Below are 17,299 nucleotides of genomic sequence, written 5' to 3'. Positions count from 1 at the left end.
TATGCTAACAACAGCCAGGTTAAGCGAGATTAGCGTGTATTATGAACCGCCGTCACTTTATTAAAACTGCTGTATTGACCCCATTCGCTATACTGGCGGGCGTTAATGTGGTTGCCGCGGCGCGGCACTATCCGTTACAGCAATTGCAGCGTGAGTTGCAGCTATTGCCAACAGATAAACTTAGCAGCCAGGGTAGCTGGAGCGTCAGTGAAATACTGCAGCATCTGGCGCAAAGTATCCGCTACTCCCGTCTGGGATATCCGCAGGCTAAATCGGCATTGTTTCAGCACACAGCCGGCAGTGCTGCTTTTATTGCTTTTGCTGCCGCAGGCCAGATGAGCCACCCGCTGGATGCGCCTATTCCCGGCGCTCCCCGGCTTATTCAAACCGTATCTAATGAAGTTGCAATGGCAGAACTATTAAACGAGATTGAACAATTCATCGCCTGGCACGGTGAGTTAGCGCCACATTTTGCCTATGGTCAGCTAAATAAAGAGCAATACTACAGTGCCCATTACCTGCATATTCAGAACCATTTGCAGCAGATCAGTTTATCCTGAGCTGGCCGCAGCTGGTGCCAGCCGCGCCAGATGATCCGGCACCCGGCGTTTATTAACAAATACCGCCGAGCCGGAGGTTTTCTTCGCCTGTTGTTTGGCATCGGATGCCAACGCCGCGACATCATGATAGTTACCACACAGGCTGGTATCTGGCATGGCTAAACCAACAGATAAGCTGAGTAAGGGGTAAAAACACAGGCTACCCAGCCGGTCTGTGGCGTAAAAGCCACCGGCCGCCAGGTGCTCAGCTAAATAATAGTTCGCCATCCTTTTGCTAAAATTCTGGCAGATACGTTGTGCCGTCTCAACCGCAGCGCTATCGGTAGACAATACAATAAAGTCATCACCGCCGATATGGCCAACAAAGTCGTCATGCCTGACTTCGGCCTGGATAATTTGCGCCAGCAACTCAATGACCAAATCACCTTTGCTGTAACCATAAACATCGTTGTAGGGTTTAAAGCCGTCAATATCGATATAGCCGATAGCAAACTCGGTGGTTTCTGCCAACAGCTGGTCAATACGGCGGTTAATTGGTACGTTACCGGGTAACATGGTCAGAGGATTGGCATAGCGTGCCAGCTGAATTTTGTGCTCACTTAGTTGGCGTAACACTTTACGCACCGAGCCAAGGCCATAATAACGGCCTTGTTCGGTAACAATAAAATACGGGCTGGCATCGTCATGAATTTCCGCGGTCAGCACGCCACTAACCGCATCCATTGTCAGGTTGCGCTCCACCATAATCGCCGCTTCCATACATTGATGGATCGGTTTTTTTTCATACAAAGCCCGGCCAAACGGATGAGAAAAGCGTTCGTTAATCATGCTGCGGCTTACCAGCCCCAGCGGCAGTTGTTCTTTATTGACGACCGCAACACAGGGCAGATTTTTATCAGCGGCAAACATTGCCGCCACTTGCTGCGCTGCAGTCTGCGCCTGCACGGCAGCCACCCGGCTAACTACTGGCTCTAAGGATTCATTTAATGACAGCGTTTTATCGGTGCGCAACAACGACAGAGCCGGCAAAGGCACCTCTATGCAGTCGGCATGTGGTCGCCCGAGTAAATACCCCTGACCAATATCGGCACCTAACTCACGACAAAAAAGTAATTCTTCGCTGGTTTCAATACCTTCTGCCACAATCAGTGAGCCGGTGTTTTTGGCCAGCTCAATAATGTTTTTAACGAAAGCTTTTTTTATCGGATCGCGGTGTAACTGGTCAACAAAATAGCGGTCTATTTTAACAATATCAGGCTGTAGCTCAGACCAGAGCTTTAAACCGGAAAAACCACTGCCTAAATCGTCAATGGCAATTTTAAAACCAAAGTCGCGGTAATGTTTAACGGCACTGACAAAGAGTTCTGTGTCTTCTACCTGGAACTGCTCTGACAACTCAATGACAATACGCTCTGGTGCCAGTCCTGCCTGCGAAATGTAGCTTTTGGTTAAACCGGAAGGATGGTCTGATGTTAACAGCAGCATGGGGTTAACGTTAAGAAACAGCAAGCCTTTTGCGGCACAGTCAGCAAAGGCCTGAATACTTAACTGCCGGCATAGCAGCTCAAGTGGCTCTAACAGATCAAAGGTTTGCGCGGTTTTAAACAGCAGCAAAGGCGAATGCAAGGCGCTGTCGGACGGACCGCGGATCAGCGCTTCATAGCCAATAATACTGCCATCGCTCAACGATACCAAAGGCTGAAACAGCGGCGTTAGTAATCTGCCAGCCAAAATACGCTGCAGTTCATTGCGGTGAAAATCACTTAATCCCAAAATCACTACCCGGGTAACAGATCACAGGCCAGCGCTATCCGAGGCAAAAACAATCATCCTGATAACCGGAACATGATAAGACGCCGATGTGACGCTGATATGACAGTCAGCTGAGGTTAGGCTGTTAAGGTTTGGCTGTTTTGCGCATATGTCTGGCTAAACTGCGGTCAATCACCCCGCTGCGCTGCGCTTCGCGGATAAATGCATCTAGTCTGGGTTTCAGATTGCGCCATTTACTGTTAAGGGCCAGCGTTAAATCGGCGTTGTCAGTCGCTTGATGTTGCCGGTAAAAATTCACGCTGGCAAACCTGTTATTGATCAACCAACTGGCGACATGCTCGTTCATATAGGCTAGCTGGCAGCGTTTGTTTAGCAGCATATTAAACTGGTCAAATTCAGACTCAGTATCAATACGTACCAACTCCCCGCGCTCTAATTGAGACTGCAAGGCGCTATAAATATAGTGCCGGCGCAAACAGATAGTTTTATTTGGCAGGTTTTGCCCGCTGCGATTAAAAGGCTCCAGCGCAAACAGGTAGTCGCGGTGTGCCACTATGGGCTGGGAAAACAACAACTCTTCCGGTTGCAGGGTCCAGTTTTCGGCCAGCACCGAGGCATCATATTTCCCATCATACAAGCCCAATTCGGCACGATAACGATTTTCGTACACGTAGTTTAAGCGGTAAGGCTGGCCGGCAAAAAAGGCGTCTAACAGCTCGGGGATCACGCCGGTTGGCACATTATCTTCAGCGGCATACATGTAAGGTGGCACTTGCGGGTAGTAAATCGCCACAGTAAAGCTTTCCTGCGCTGCCGTGGCGGAGGCTAAAATCAGGCTTAAATAAAGCAGGACAGCTCGAAACCAGCTGCGGGGCTTCAACTCGGGCAATGTACACGCTCAACCTTGACTGTAATTGTACCGATATTAACCGGACATTATGACAAAGCAAGTGCCGCAGCAGCTTTAGTGTATTTTTTTTAACCAATTTATTTTGACGTTGTAGCGGTTAGATAACAACAAAGCCACCCTAAGGTGGCTTTGTGTTGCCTGGCAGCAGGCATAAAGTCAGTGTTTACTAAGCTAAATTACTGACCTTTAATTTCGCTGCGGCCCTTGTAAGGCGCTTTGCTGCCCAGCTCCTGCTCAATACGCAGTAACTGGTTGTACTTAGATACGCGGTCAGAGCGACACAGTGAGCCGGTTTTAATCTGGCCGGCTGCAGTACCTACCGCTAAGTCAGCAATAAAGGCATCTTCGGTTTCGCCGCTACGGTGCGAGATAACGGCAGTAAAGCCGGCGTCTTTGGCCATTTTAATCGCCGCCAGAGTCTCGGTTAACGAACCGATCTGGTTGAACTTGATTAAAATCGAGTTACCAATACCCTGCTCAATACCGCGGGTTAAAATTTTGGTGTTGGTAACAAATAAATCATCACCTACCAGCTGTACTTTGTTGCCAATTTTATTGGTTAAATCTTTCCAGCCGTCCCAGTCGCTCTCATCCAGGCCATCTTCAATAGAAACAATAGGATAACGCTGGCTTAAACCGGCTAAATAATCATTAAAGCCGTACGAGTCAAAGCTCTTGTTCTCGCCGCTTAATACGTACTTGCCGTCTTTGTAGAACTCAGAGGCAGCACAGTCCAGCGCTAAGGTCACGTCTTTATTCATTTCGTAACCCGCCGCTTTTACTGCTTCAACAATAACAGACAGCGCTTCTTCGTTTGATTTCAGATCCGGAGCAAAACCACCTTCGTCGCCCACTGCGGTATTCAGGCCACGCTTTTGCAGCTCTTTTTTCAGGCTGTGGAAGATTTCAGCGCCCATCCGCAGTGCTTCAGCAAAAGTTTTGGCGCCTACCGGCTGTACCATAAATTCCTGAATGTCGACGTTGTTATCAGCGTGCTCGCCGCCGTTGATAATGTTCATCATCGGTACTGGCATGCTGTACACACCTGAGGTGCCGTTTAAATCAGCAATATGCTGATATAACGGGATCTTTTTATCGGCAGCTGCTGCGCGGGCAACCGCTAATGACACGGCCAGTATGGCGTTGGCACCCAGTTTGCTTTTGGTTTCAGTACCGTCTAAATCGATCATGATCTGGTCGATTTCAGCCTGGTTATAGGCATTTTTACCTGTTAAAGCTGCCTGGATAGCGCCGTCGATATTGGCGACCGCTTTGGTTACGCCCTTACCTAAATAGCGGCTCTTGTCGCCGTCACGCAGTTCCAACGCTTCGCGTGAACCAGTTGAGGCACCAGATGGTGCACAGCCACGGCCCATAGCGCCGCTGGCTAAATACACATCGGCTTCTACTGTTGGGTTGCCGCGTGAGTCCATAATTTCACGTGCGATAATTTTTACGATTTCAGACATGCTTAGAGTTCCCTGTTAAAACGAAAAAGCCGGGAAAATGACCCGGCTTAGCACAAGTTATACGCGCTGCTGCTTCTGCGCTTTGTACGCCGCGGCGACAAAAGCCTGAAACAGCGGATGACCATCGCGTGGTGTCGAGTTAAATTCCGGGTGGAATTGCCCGGCAACAAAAAACGGGTGCGAGGGTATTTCTATCATCTCGACCAGTTGGTTGTCTGCCGACAAACCCGATACCACTAATCCTGCCTCTTCTAATTGTGGCCGTAAGTTGTTATTCACTTCGTAGCGGTGACGATGCCGCTCCTGAATAACCGCTTTGCCATAAATTTCACGGGCCTTGGTATTATCGATAAGGTTACAGTTCTGGCTACCTAAGCGCATAGTGCCGCCTAAGTCTGACTTATCTGTGCGTTTTTCTACTGAACCGTCAGCATCACGCCATTCAGTAATTAAGCCCACTACCGGGTAAGGTGTATCTTTGTTAAATTCGGTGGAGTGCGCATGGCTCATACCCACTACGTTACGGGCATACTCAATTAGTGCTACCTGCATACCTAAACAGATACCTAAGTAAGGCACCTTGTTTTCACGGGCATACTGGGCTGCTAAAATTTTGCCTTCAACACCGCGCTCACCAAAACCGCCAGGCACTAACAGGCCGTCTACTCCGGCCAAAATGCCTACGCCTTTGCTTTCAACATCCTGAGAGTCGATATATTTAATATGCACACTGACACGGTTTTTCAGCCCGGCGTGGCCCAGTGCTTCATTAACTGATTTATACGCATCAGGCAATTCAACATACTTGCCCACCATACCTATGGTGATTTCACCCGTCGGGTTCGACTCCTGGTACAGCACTTGTTCCCACTCGACTAAGTCAGCCTCTGGTGCTTCGATGTAGAAACGACGGCAAACTAAATCGTCCAGGCCCTGCGATTTTAACAATGCCGGGATCTGGTAAATACTGGAGACGTCTTTTAACGAGATAACGGCTTTTTCTTCCACATTGGTAAACAGTGCTATCTTGGCTCGCTCATTCGAAGGTATAGCGCGATCCGAGCGGCACACCAGTATATCCGGCTGAATACCGATAGAACGCAGCTCTTTTACCGAATGTTGGGTTGGTTTGGTTTTAATTTCACCGGCAGTGCCTAAATACGGCACCAGTGTCAGGTGCATATATAAAGTACGCTCACGGCCAACTTCGGTACCTAACTGGCGAATGGCTTCTAAAAACGGCAGTGATTCAATGTCACCCACAGTGCCACCAATTTCAACGATAGCAATATCGTAGCCTTCAGCACCGGCAACTACGCGGCTTTTAATTTCATTGGTAATGTGCGGAATAACCTGAATAGTGGCACCCAGGTAGTCGCCACGGCGCTCACGGCGCAACACGTCGGCGTAAATACGGCCCTGGGTAAAGTTGTTCCGCTTGGTCATTTTGGTACGGATAAAACGCTCGTAATGGCCAAGATCAAGATCGGTTTCGGCACCGTCTTCGGTAACAAAGACTTCGCCGTGTTGAATGGGGCTCATGGTGCCCGGGTCAACGTTTATATAGGGGTCAAGTTTTAGGATAGTGACCTTAAGGCCGCGCGCTTCCAGAATAGCTGCCAGTGATGCTGCAGCAATGCCTTTACCTAAGGAGGAAACCACACCACCCGTCACAAAGATATATCTTGTAGTCATGAGACCCCTGAGACAATGTTAATCAATAGATGAATACCAATACTGAAAAACACCAAGCGCCCGGTGCCTAAGCACTGGGGTACAACGGTAGTTCAAGAATTGGTATCAGGACGGGAGGAAAGTATAGCAAAGCGCGCTGCACCACTCAACGTAAAGCTGCAGGCTAAGTTAATTTAGTCAAAAAAGTAGAGCCCCCCCTTGACTGTGCCGCATACAACCTCAAGATTAGTAATAGCAGATGGAAACTATTCGACAACGGCGGGGTCTGCAGTTTGTGTGCCCCGCAATAGCGTCAACCACAGGAGTAACCTATGCAAATTCAAGTTCACACAGACCGTCATATCCAATCAGACGAACGCTTAGCCGAATTTATCCGCACTACACTACAGACTAAACTTAGCCGTTTTGCCGATCATCTTACCCGGATTGAAGTGCATTTAAGTGACGAAAATGGCCAGCAAAAACACGATAGCCACGACAAACGTTGTCTGTTGGAGGCCCGCTTTGAAGGTTTAGAGCCGGTTGCCATAACCGAACATGCCGCCAGTGTTGGCCAGACAATTACCGGCGCGGCCGATAAACTGCAGCGCAAGTTAAGTTCGGTAGTGGGCAGATTGCGTGATAAACATGTACGTACAGGCCATAGCGCGCCCGTCATGGAAGCAGAAACTAATTAACTGATAGCCAATGCGAAGCGCGAAAGCGCTTCGCTTTACTTAAGCTGTTCCGCATGCGCTTGTGCTTAATTTAGTTACCGTGATTATCGTGCTGGCACTGCCAGCACATATCAAAAGATGCGGCGTTAACTTCGCCACAGTTATCACAAACCCAATCTGCGGCCGTGCCTGCCTGCTGTGTTGCATTAACAACAGCCAGCGCCCTGTCATAGTCGCTGTCGTTTATCACCCAAAGCTCCGGCCAGGCATCAAAAGCCGAAACTTCACCCACAGCCCCCTGCGCAAATTCATTTTTCAGAAATACCTCGATACCCTGTGCTTCAACCAGGTTTTTCACGTTGTGCACAATAAAGGCATTGTCATGGGTATAGATTTTTTTCATAGTGCGGCTTTAAATTCTTATCAGGGTTATTTTTTGCGGCGTAGGGTTGTGATCAACTGACAAATCTGGTTCCGGCCAGACCAAGCACGCCAAAATGCTGCTACCGCTATAGCAGAAGCGACAGAGAACATTAACCACTCGTTGTGAACAAGGTGCGTTCCAATAGCGCCAAGCATAAACCCTCCCAGACATAGAGAAGTGAATGATGACAGCCGGGGCAAAAGTAAGCCTAGCGCGCCAACCAATTCAATGGCACCAGTGAAATACATAAATTCAATTGCATAACCCCAGCGAGCAAAGGCTTCAACTTCGAATGGCAACGACAATAATTTAGCCCCGCCCGAAGCGAAGAAAATTAACGCCAGAATGTAGCTCAAAATACGACTGTTCATGTTCACCGCCATGTTAAGGTGAGCAACGCAATACCGGTTCCGCAACACATCAACTTAAACAATAAACGCAAAACATAGTCAAAATTCAAATCAATGACTCTGCCCCTATTGATTCCGTTTTTGATGACTGCGGATTAATCCAACTGAGTAACGCTGGCAGAATTCTAATGTAGACAGGTAAGAATTTGGTGCTTAATATCGCGATTATCTTGTTTCAACGTTGAGAGAAAGCCACTACGTTGGGTTTCTCTCATGGTGTACAGTGACTTCATTGTAATTGCCAGAACCAGATCTCTTTACAGGCAAAGTAACAAGAGGAGTTACATACCTGCACACTGTTTGAACTTTCAATCAGGTCAATATGGCCACCGTTGTAGCCGTCTATTTTCCAAAAGAGAATTACGCCCTTTTTATCAATTAGATACTTTAAAGCATTGTCTCTGTTCAGTAACTTTGGCATGCCAAATACAGTGTCTCTCTTTAGCTGATCAGCTAGCAGTTTTGCACCTGGCTCAAAGGTTTTACCTAAAAATTCACCCGCTTTAACTTTCAAACGGCCATTAAACTGAACACCAGACTTGAGCAGCGCCAAGCTCATGCGTAACGCGCAGGTATTAATGTAACCCGAGTTCTGTTTAATGAGCTGGTTAATGTCATAACCCAATTCTTCGTAAGCACGTTCAGCACTGACGTAGCTTGGATTCATGTCATCCGACGAATAGTGATTCTTCTTTAAAGTAGCGTAACTTGGTTTCATAAATTCCCTTTACATGCACTAAGTTCAATCAACGCCACCTCGATAACCGATGAGGCACGTTGCTGTAACTGCGACTTGGTGAGCTTGCTAAAATAACCATTTAAGTAATCACGCAGTGAGATGGTTTTAAACTGTTGATAGCTGCACCAGGTTTTACCCTCGGTAGCATCCATCACACCAAGCAAATAATGTCTGGCAGCATATTTATCTGTCTGAACAGAACTGGTGTAAGAGCGCCAGAAAGCTTCTGCTGATAGATTATTGCTATCGATAGAAATTATTTCTGACTTCTCAAAGACAGACGGAGACTCAACGGCATGACTTGGAGTAAATATTGACAGCAGCAACAGTGGCACTGCGATGACAAGTTGATAGCCAAACATAACATCTCCATCGGTTAGAGCACTACACCCTAACGATGAAAACACACAAAATCAACAGTTATCTAACAATTATGTTTTAACGCTTGCCACAGCCCATCCATTTCCGCGAGGTCTGACTGCTCGGGGCTTTTGCCCTGCTCTGCTAGGGCTTGCTCTACCGCGCGAAAGCGTTTTTCAAACTTGGTGTTGGCGGCGCGCAGCACGGCTTCGGGATCGAGTTTGTGTTTGCGCACTACGTTAACTAAGGCGAACATTAAATCGCCCAGCTCTTCGGCGAGTTCTTCACTGCCGGTTTCGCATTCTTCAACTTCGATGATTTCTTCTTTTACTTTATCCCAGCAACCTTGTACATCGGGCCAGTCGAAACCGACATTGGCGCAGCGCTTTTGTAGCTTGTAAGCCCGGCTTAGTGCCGGCATGGCCTGCGGGATGTTATCGAGCACGCTGTGCTGGCCGACGTCTTTGCGCTCGGCACTTTTTAGCGCTTCCCAGTTTTTGAGAACCGTATCGGCATCATCAGCGCTCAGATCGCCAAACACATGCGGATGACGCCGCTCTAATTTGTCGCATATGGCCGCGACACAATCATCAAACTGAAAGCGGCCTTCTTCTTTAGCAATTTGCGCATAAAACACCACCTGAAACAGCAAGTCGCCCAGTTCATCTTTTAACTCGTCAAAGCTTTGCCGTGCTATGGCATCGGCCACTTCGTAGGCTTCTTCCAGCGTGTAAGGCACGATAGTGGCGTAGCTTTGTTTTAGATCCCAGGGACAGCCAGTTTGCGGATCACGTAGGCGGCTCATAATGCTTAACAGCCGGCTAATATTGTCTGACACAGATCTCTCTTTCTATTTAATGGTGAAAACGTTTTGCTTCGGCTACATCATCTATCTGGCTGATTTTACTTAATAACTTATTAAGTGAGTCCAGATTATACAACTCCAGCGTCATATTAATTACTGCAGTTTGCGCTTTGATATCTGAGCTGCTGCTCATCTTAGTGACATTGGCTTTTTCATTGGCCAGAATGCTGGTGATATCACGCAGTAAACCATTGCGATCATGCGCCACTATGCGGATATCTACCTCGTAACCGGAGGCATATTTATCGCCCCAGGTAGCATCTACCACCCGTTCCGGGTGGGTTTCCTGCAAGGTTTTAAACTGATCACAATCATCGCGGTGAATAGCAATACCGCGGCCCTGGGTAATATAACCAATAATGGCATCGCCCGGCAGCGGGTGGCAACAGCCGGCCATATGGCTTAGCAGGTTGCCCACGCCCTGCACCACCACATCGCTTTTCGCCTTGGCCGGTGACAAAGGTTTGCTGATTAAACGCGGATCTATTTCCGGCTCTTCGGCTTTAGCCGACTGGCTCTGAATAAAATGCACCACCTGGGTGACTTTAATTTCACCGCCACCTATCCCCACCAGTAGCTCTTCCATGCTGTTAACGTTAAACCGCGTCAGCACTTTGGCCGGATGCTCCATCACCAGATTTAAGCGGGTTAATTCAGTGTCCAGCAACTCTTTGCCCGCTGCCAGATTTTTGTCTCTGTCCTGCAAACGAAACCAGTACTGTACTTTAGAGCGGGCGCGGCTGGATTTTAAATAGCCTAAATGCGGGTTTAGCCAATCACGGCTCGGGTTTGGCTCGCGGCCGGTAAGAATTTCGACCTGATCGCCGGTTTTCAGCTGATAGGTAAAGGGCACTATACGACCGGACACTTTAGCGCCAATACAGCGATGGCCAACATTGGAGTGCACATAATAGGCAAAATCCAGCGGCGTTGAGCCCATAGGTAAATCGACAATATCGCCTTTGGGGGTAAACACATAAACCCGATCTTCAATAACCTGATTACGCAGCTCTTCCGCCAGATCAGCGCTGTCTACCACGTCTTCCTGCCATTGCAACAGCTTGCGCAGCCAGCCAATTTTTTCATCATTAGCGCCATCTTTGCCGGCGCTGGCGCCTTCTTTATAACGCCAGTGTGCTGCCACGCCTAATTCGGAGTCTTCATGCATTTGCCTGGTACGAATTTGGATCTCAACCGGCCGCCCTTGCGGCCCTAACACTACGGTATGAATTGACTGATAGCCATTTTGCTTTGGCGTGGCGATGTAGTCATCAAACTCTTTTGGCAGGTGGCGCCAACTGGTGTGCACTATGCCCAGAGCACCATAGCAATCCTGGACCCGGTCGGTAATAACCCGCACGGCACGGATATCAAACAACTGATCGAATGCCAGTTGTTTCTTTTGCATTTTCTTCCAAATACTAAAAATATGCTTGGGCCGGCCATAAACCTCGGCCTGTATATTGGCCTCAGCCATCTTTTGCCTGACTGCGCCAACAAAGTCCTGCATATACTGTTCGCGGTCTAAGCGGCGCTCTTCCAGTAAGCCGGCAATTTGTTTATACAACTGCGGGTGCAGATAGCGAAAGGCTAAATCTTCCAGCTCCCACTTCAGCTGGCCAATACCCAAACGGTTAGCCAGGGGGGCAAAAATGGCATTGGTTTCTTTTGCAGCCAACACCCGGGTTTCTTCATCGGCGTTTTTCACTTCACGCAGGTAGCAAATTTGCGCCGCCAGTTTAATCACCACCGCGCGCACATCTTCAACCATGGCCAGCAGCATACGCCGCAGGTTATCTGCCTGCTGCGGATTAACACTTTGGTTGGGCCCGGTAGGAATGGTGCGGATGGCTTCCATTTGTTGCACAGCACGCAGCATTGTCAGCACATTTACCGAAAACGTACTCTCCAGCTGCTCGGTTGAAACTAAACCGGCTTCTAATAATGGAAACAGCAGTGCCGCCAGCAAAGAATCCGCATCCATACGCAGTTCGGCCAGGATCTCGACCATTTCCCAGCCGGTACGCACCGGTAGCTCGACGTCAGACAGTTGCTGTTGTTTCAGCCACTCGGCTGCCTGCATTAAGCTACTGATTTTTTTTTCAGTCAAACCAAGCGAGCATAACCATTCCAGCGTTTCGCTGCTGTTATGTTCATTGCTGTGTGACTGCCGAACCCTGACCATCTGCTGTTCCCTCTGTTTACTGCCTGCTGAACAACGCCATCACTTCCAGATGGCTGGTGTATGGAAACATATCAATACCGGCCAGCTTTTCCAAGTAGTAACCACCACCGAGCAATACTTTAGCATCGCGGGCGAAGGTGGCGGCGTTGCACGACACGTACAATATTTGTGCCGGTTTTAACTGCACAACCTGTTCAACAGCGCCTACCGCACCTGCGCGTGCCGGGTCCAGTACCACCTTGGTGTAATCACGCTGATGCCAGGGCGCTTTGGGCCAGGGCAAATGTAAGTCGGCCTGATAGGCAACCACGTTGCTAAGACCATTTAATTCGGCATTAGTTGTCAGCTGCTGCACCATTTTAGCAACGCCTTCTACCGCCCGCACTGTTTTGGCGCGCTGCGCCAGCGGCAGGGTAAAATTACCCATGCCGGCATAGAGATCCAACACCACATCGTCGCTGTTTACCTGCAACCACTGCAGTGCCTGATCGATCATCATCTGATTAACGCGCTGATTAACCTGGATAAAATCATCCGGTGCAAATTCAAGCGTCAGGCCTTGCCCGGCCAGTTTGTACTGCGGTTTGGCCAATGTTTGCTGCCAATAACTAAATTGGCCAGGTTCAGCTTCTCCCAGCCAGATAGCATCGGGCCAGGCATCGATAAAACGCTGCTGCTGTTGCAACGACAAGGCTTTTACATGGCGCACCACGACAAAAGCCTGGCCATCGGCATCGAGAACTTCAGCGTGGGTAACACAGGCCGGATCATCAAGTGTCACCACCGCCTGGTTCAGCGCAGCAAACACCGGGGCTAACACCGGTGATAACACCATGCAGGCGCTGATGGCAGTAATCTGTTTATCGCCACTCTGGCGAAACCCCACGGTGAGCTGGCGCTGCTTTTTATCAAACCACAGGCCAATACGGGCACGGCGCCGGTACCCATCAGGCTGGGCACTTAGCATCGGCTGCCACGGCAATGTGTTAAGACCGGTCTGATGGCGGATCAGACTATCAACACCCTGTTGTTTCAGTTGCTGCTGCGTCGTAACCGCTACATGCTGCAACTGACAACCGCCGCAGCGGGAAGCAAACTGACAGACAGCGGCGCTGCGCTCAGGCGCAGGCTGTAACACCTTAACCGTAACGGCTTTGATATAGCCGGCCTTATCTTCTGTTACTCTGGCCTGTACCTGCTCTGTCGGCAAAGCCCCGGCGACAAAGGCAATTTTGTTTTGATAACGGGCAATACCCTGAATTTCATAATCTGCACTGTCGATTGTTAAATTAAGCACTTTGCCTTGCACTGTGGCTTTTGCTTTGGCTTTATAGATATTAACCATGGGCTCTCTGTCGGTTATAGGCAAGCGAACGCGGTTGTGTCATTATCGTGCTAAAGGATCTGACTGTTATACCGCCTCAATGACGAAAATCACTCTGCGTTCCTGGCTGCTATTGTGCAGCCTGCTGCCGGCCTTGCTGCTCAGTGTATTCTGTGCCGGTTATTTTAGCTATGTTCGCCATCAGGAGTTAGCACTTTCTTTTACCGGCAAAGCCGGACAAATTGGCCAGACACTGGCGCTGAGCAGCAGTGCTTTGCTACAGCAGACCAGCAGCGACAGCCTGAACCAATTATTAATGCAATCACACCAGCAAAACTCGCCCTATATCAGCAATATCAGCCTGGTGTCAGCCACTAAACCGGTGTTTCATACTAATGCGTTGCAATTTAACGATCATCTGTTGCTAGCGCCAGGTACCCAGCTGAGCGCAGCCGGCAAGATGTTGCAGCAGCAACAGCAATTATTGTTCTATATTCCGCTGTATAACAGCAACGACAGCTACCTGCTGCTGCAGTTGCCTATAGCCGAGCTGCAATTGCGACAGCATCAGGCCGTATTATACGGTCTGTTGTTAGCCCTGGCCGCGCTGTTGCTGGTGTGTCTGCCCGCTTACTGGTTGCTGCTCAGGGTCACTAAGCCGCTACAAAATATTAGCCAGCAAGTCACTCAACTGGTGAACGGCGCCATGCCTGGCCCGGCAATAGCCAGTATCGTGACTGAACTTAATACCTTGCAGCACAGCCTGCAGCAGCTGGGTAACAGCTTGCAGGAACAACAACAGGAAACCGAACAACAGTTTGAGCAAATAACCAGTGATTTACAGCTCAGCATGGAGCAGCTGGAAGTACAGAATATTCAGCTGGATTTTGCCCGGCGCAAAGCGCTGGAAGAAAACCGGCAAAAATCAGAATTTTTAGCCAAAATGAGTCATGAACTACGCACGCCGTTAAACGGGGTGATTGGCTTTACCCGACAACTGCTGAAAACCCGGCTGTCCGGTGCCCAGCAGGATTATCTGACCACCATTCAAAAATCAGCCAACAGTTTGCTGCATCTGGTTAATGACGTGCTGGATTTCTCCAAACTGGAAGAAGGCCGCTTATCTATCAACCCGGAGCCGTTTTCGCTGCGGGATTTATTACACGATGCCACCGAGCTGCTGGCGGCAAATGCCTTTGATAAACATCTGGAACTGGTGTTGCTGGTTGAGCCGTCCTGCCCGGATGATCTGGTCGCCGATCCGGCCCGCTTTACGCAAATACTGATGAACATAGCCGGCAATGCCATTAAATTTACCGATCATGGCAGCATCGTTATCCGCGTGTCAGCCACCTTGCTCAATGAAGACCAACTGATCCTGCATTGCTCTGTACAGGACACCGGCTGCGGTATTAGTGAAGAGCAGCAAAGCTTGTTGTTTCAGGGCTTTAGCCCATCAACTGAACGCAGCCATCAAACCGGCTCGGGTTTAGGTCTGATGATTTCTCAACGGCTGGTAAAAGCGATGTCGGGCAATATCGGCTTTGAAAGCCGTGAAACAGAAGGCTCTACTTTCTGGTTTACCATTAAATGTCTGCGCCATCAGTTGTCGGTTGCCGACAGCCTGCCGACCGACGCGCTGGAAAACAAACAGATATTGTATTTTGAACCGCAGCAACATTCGCGCGAAGCCACCCTGAGCCTGCTGCACAGCTGGGGCCTGCAGGTTACCGCCTGTGCCACCAAGGGCCAGTTGCAGCAAGCCTTAGCCAAACAACAGCGCTACGATATTGGCCTTATCGGCCGCACTATCGCCATTAACCAGGTTAATCAGGTTATTAGCCTGATCGAACAGATTAATGCCGTCTGCGATCACAACTGTGTACTGGTAAATACGCTATCACCTCATTTACGTGAAACACTGCTCAACAGTGGTGCTGATGCGGTGTTGTCAAAACCACCGCATATTCGCAAGCTGGCTGCTACGTTAAGTGCACCTTATCAACAACAGCAACAGTCACAGCTGTTGCCGGTTAGCAGCACCCGCAGCAATCTAAAAGTTCTGACGGTAGACGATAACGAAGCCAACCTGAAACTGATCAACACCCTGTTAGCCGAACATGTACTGCAAATAGACTCGGCGCGCGATGGTGCCATAGCCTGGCACAAAGCCACTCAGCATGCCTACGACATTATTTTTATGGACATTAACATGCCGGTAATGGACGGTGTTACCGCCTGTCAGCGTATCCGGCAAAGCTCATTAAATGAGCATACGCCCATTATTGCCGTTACCGCCCAGGCCAGTGAAGGTGAACGCGCCAGGCTGCTGACACTGGGCTTTAACGAGTTTTTAAGCAAGCCACTGGATGAAACCATGTTGTATTGCAGTTTGCAGGAATATTGTCCGGCGGTACGGCTGGCCGCCTCTACCGACTGGCCTGCCAGCAAACTGGTCGATTGGGTACAGGCACAGGAACGCGCCGGCGGTAAAACCGCGCTGGTTAAAGATATGCTGCAAATGCTGCTGGACAGCATAGCGCCCACTTGCCAGGCCTTACAGCAGGCGCTGCAGGATGACAATAACCAACAGGTACTGCAACTGGTGCATAAACTACATGGCGCTTGCTGCTATACCGGCGTGCCCAGGTTAAAAAGCCTGGCCGAACTGCTGGAAACACAACTAAAACAGGGCAAGTCACTGGCTGAGCTTGAGCCTGAGTTTCTGGAGCTGGATGACGTTATGCAGGCATTGTGGCAGGAAAGCCGGCTGTGGAACTGGTAAAGCGCAATAGCAGCTTAACGTTCCAGGATCACGGTAGCAGCAGCATAGGCCTGTTCATCGGTAATAGATAACCAGATATGCTGAATACCCAGCGTCAGCGCCAGCTCAGCGGCATAACCCGTTAACTGCAGTTGTGGCGCACCGGCGGCATTATTACTGACATTAAAATGCTGAAACGACACGCCACGGCCAATACCGGTACCCAGGGCTTTGGCTGCGGCCTCTTTAGCGGCAAAACGTTTAGCAAAATAGCGCGCGGCATTGGCCGGATGCTGCTGTTCAAGCTGTTGGAATATAGCCTGTTCATCCGGTGTCAGCACGCGCTTGATCAGTGCCGGGCTGCGCTGCAGACTTTGGGCAATCCGTTCAATTGCGACGATATCTGTACCCAGTCCGGCAATAGCCATTTAGCGGCGCGCCTCTGTCATCAGCCGCTTCATTTCACGCACCGCAGCATCTAAACCACTAAACACCGCCCGGGCCACGATGGCATGGCCGATATTCAGTTCGTACATCTGCGGTATGGCTGCAATCGGCTGCACATTATGATAATGCAAGCCATGGCCGGCGTTAACAATAAGCCCGAGCGATGCAGCATAAGCAGCCGCCTCACTGATGCGTTTAAGCTCTGCCGCCTGCACAGCAGCATCTTTGCTTTCGGCATATTTGCCGGTATGTATTTCAATATAGGGCGCGCCAGAGCTGGCGGCCGCTTCAATCTGGCGGTGATCGGCATCAATAAACAGAGATACCAGAATATTCTGCTCATGCATCTGGCTAACAGCATCGGTAATACGGCTAAGCTGGCCAGCCACCTCTAACCCACCTTCAGTGGTCAGCTCCTGGCGTTTCTCGGGCACAAAACAGGCAAAATGCGGCTTTAACTTAGCTGCAATAGCCAGCATTTCGTCGGTCACTGCCATCTCAAAATTTAACCGGGTCGCGATAGTGTCCCGCAAAATAAATACATCGCGGTCAACAATATGCCGGCGATCTTCGCGCAGGTGCACGGTAATACCGTCGGCTCCGGCCTGCTCGGCGACCAGTGCAGCATGCACCGGTTCAGGGTAGTAGGTACCACGTGCCTGACGCAGGGTTGCGACATGGTCGATATTGACACCAAGAAAAATGGGATTAGACATGT

The 17,299-nt window shown here is 49.7% G+C and carries 16 protein-coding genes; 3 read left to right on the top strand and 13 right to left on the bottom strand.

All coding sequences use genetic code 11. The annotated features are described in order from the left end of the window. The first annotated feature begins 41 nt into the window (after positions 1–41). Positions 42–560: a DUF1569 domain-containing protein gene (locus tag MN202_RS03075; RefSeq protein ID WP_335734621.1), complete on the top strand. Its 519-nt coding sequence runs from the start codon at positions 42–44 to the stop codon at positions 558–560. Here MN202_RS03075 and MN202_RS03070 read toward each other — a convergent pair. From MN202_RS03070 to MN202_RS03055, 4 genes are all read right to left on the bottom strand, one after another. Beyond that, entirely contained in the window at positions 552–2,333 is a 1,782-nt protein-coding gene (locus MN202_RS03070; RefSeq protein WP_335734620.1) for a GGDEF domain-containing protein, read from the bottom strand. The genes MN202_RS03075 and MN202_RS03070 overlap by 9 nt on opposite strands. A gap of 124 nt (positions 2,334–2,457) precedes the next feature. Beyond that, the gene (locus tag MN202_RS03065) at positions 2,458–3,126 is read right to left on the bottom strand and encodes a substrate-binding periplasmic protein (RefSeq protein WP_335734619.1); all 669 of its coding nucleotides are present in this window, start codon (positions 3,124–3,126) and stop codon (positions 2,458–2,460) included. 293 nt (positions 3,127–3,419) lie between these two features. After that, positions 3,420–4,712 carry a phosphopyruvate hydratase gene (gene eno, locus MN202_RS03060; RefSeq protein WP_335734618.1) on the bottom strand — a complete coding sequence of 431 codons (1,293 nt, stop codon included), beginning with the start codon at positions 4,710–4,712 and terminating at the stop codon, positions 3,420–3,422. A gap of 57 nt (positions 4,713–4,769) precedes the next feature. Further along, positions 4,770–6,407, bottom strand: coding sequence for a CTP synthase (locus MN202_RS03055; RefSeq protein WP_335734617.1), 1,638 nt, complete (start codon positions 6,405–6,407; stop codon positions 4,770–4,772). 311 nt (positions 6,408–6,718) lie between these two features. On the opposite strand from MN202_RS03055, the gene MN202_RS03050 reads away from it, so the two are divergent. Next, on the top strand, positions 6,719–7,084 hold the full coding sequence (locus MN202_RS03050) for an HPF/RaiA family ribosome-associated protein (RefSeq protein ID WP_335734616.1): 366 nt from the start codon (positions 6,719–6,721) through the stop codon (positions 7,082–7,084). A gap of 70 nt (positions 7,085–7,154) precedes the next feature. Here MN202_RS03050 and MN202_RS03045 read toward each other — a convergent pair whose 3' ends face one another. From MN202_RS03045 to rlmD, 7 genes are all read right to left on the bottom strand, one after another. Beyond that, a complete protein-coding gene (locus MN202_RS03045; protein WP_335734615.1) occupies positions 7,155–7,466 on the bottom strand; it encodes a putative signal transducing protein in 312 nt (103 codons plus the stop codon). 26 nt (positions 7,467–7,492) lie between these two features. Then, entirely contained in the window at positions 7,493–7,858 is a 366-nt protein-coding gene (locus MN202_RS03040) for a DoxX family protein (RefSeq protein ID WP_335734614.1), read from the bottom strand. A 268-nt stretch (positions 7,859–8,126) separates the two neighbouring features. Beyond that, positions 8,127–8,615 carry a T6SS effector amidase Tae4 family protein gene (locus MN202_RS03035; protein ID WP_335734613.1) on the bottom strand — a complete coding sequence of 163 codons (489 nt, stop codon included), beginning with the start codon at positions 8,613–8,615 and terminating at the stop codon, positions 8,127–8,129. Further along, a complete protein-coding gene (locus MN202_RS03030) occupies positions 8,612–8,998 on the bottom strand; it encodes a Rap1a/Tai family immunity protein (protein WP_335734612.1) in 387 nt (128 codons plus the stop codon). Before MN202_RS03030 ends, MN202_RS03035 begins: the two co-directional genes overlap by 4 nt. A gap of 62 nt (positions 8,999–9,060) precedes the next feature. Next, positions 9,061–9,834, bottom strand: coding sequence for a nucleoside triphosphate pyrophosphohydrolase (mazG, locus tag MN202_RS03025; RefSeq protein ID WP_335734611.1), 774 nt, complete (start codon positions 9,832–9,834; stop codon positions 9,061–9,063). Between the two features lie 16 nt (positions 9,835–9,850). Then, on the bottom strand, positions 9,851–12,046 hold the full coding sequence (gene relA / locus MN202_RS03020) for a GTP diphosphokinase (RefSeq protein WP_335734610.1): 2,196 nt from the start codon (positions 12,044–12,046) through the stop codon (positions 9,851–9,853). Positions 12,047–12,062: 16 nt separating this feature from the next. Beyond that, positions 12,063–13,391: a 23S rRNA (uracil(1939)-C(5))-methyltransferase RlmD gene (rlmD, locus tag MN202_RS03015; RefSeq protein WP_335734609.1), complete on the bottom strand. Its 1,329-nt coding sequence runs from the start codon at positions 13,389–13,391 to the stop codon at positions 12,063–12,065. 79 nt (positions 13,392–13,470) lie between these two features. Between rlmD and MN202_RS03010 the strand changes: the two genes are divergently transcribed. After that, positions 13,471–16,155, top strand: coding sequence for a response regulator (locus MN202_RS03010; protein WP_335734608.1), 2,685 nt, complete (start codon positions 13,471–13,473; stop codon positions 16,153–16,155). A 14-nt stretch (positions 16,156–16,169) separates the two neighbouring features. Here the strand turns inward: MN202_RS03010 and acpS are convergent, their stop codons facing one another. Both acpS and pdxJ read right to left on the bottom strand, forming a co-directional pair. Then, positions 16,170–16,562, bottom strand: coding sequence for a holo-ACP synthase (gene acpS / locus MN202_RS03005; protein ID WP_335734607.1), 393 nt, complete (start codon positions 16,560–16,562; stop codon positions 16,170–16,172). Next, entirely contained in the window at positions 16,563–17,297 is a 735-nt protein-coding gene (gene pdxJ / locus MN202_RS03000; protein WP_335734606.1) for a pyridoxine 5'-phosphate synthase, read from the bottom strand. Positions 17,298–17,299 lie beyond the last annotated feature (2 nt).

Source organism: Rheinheimera muenzenbergensis, from assembly GCF_036984005.1.
GTDB classification, from domain to species: domain Bacteria; phylum Pseudomonadota; class Gammaproteobacteria; order Enterobacterales; family Alteromonadaceae; genus Alishewanella; species Alishewanella muenzenbergensis.
This window is presented reverse-complemented; position numbering and strand designations above follow the sequence as displayed.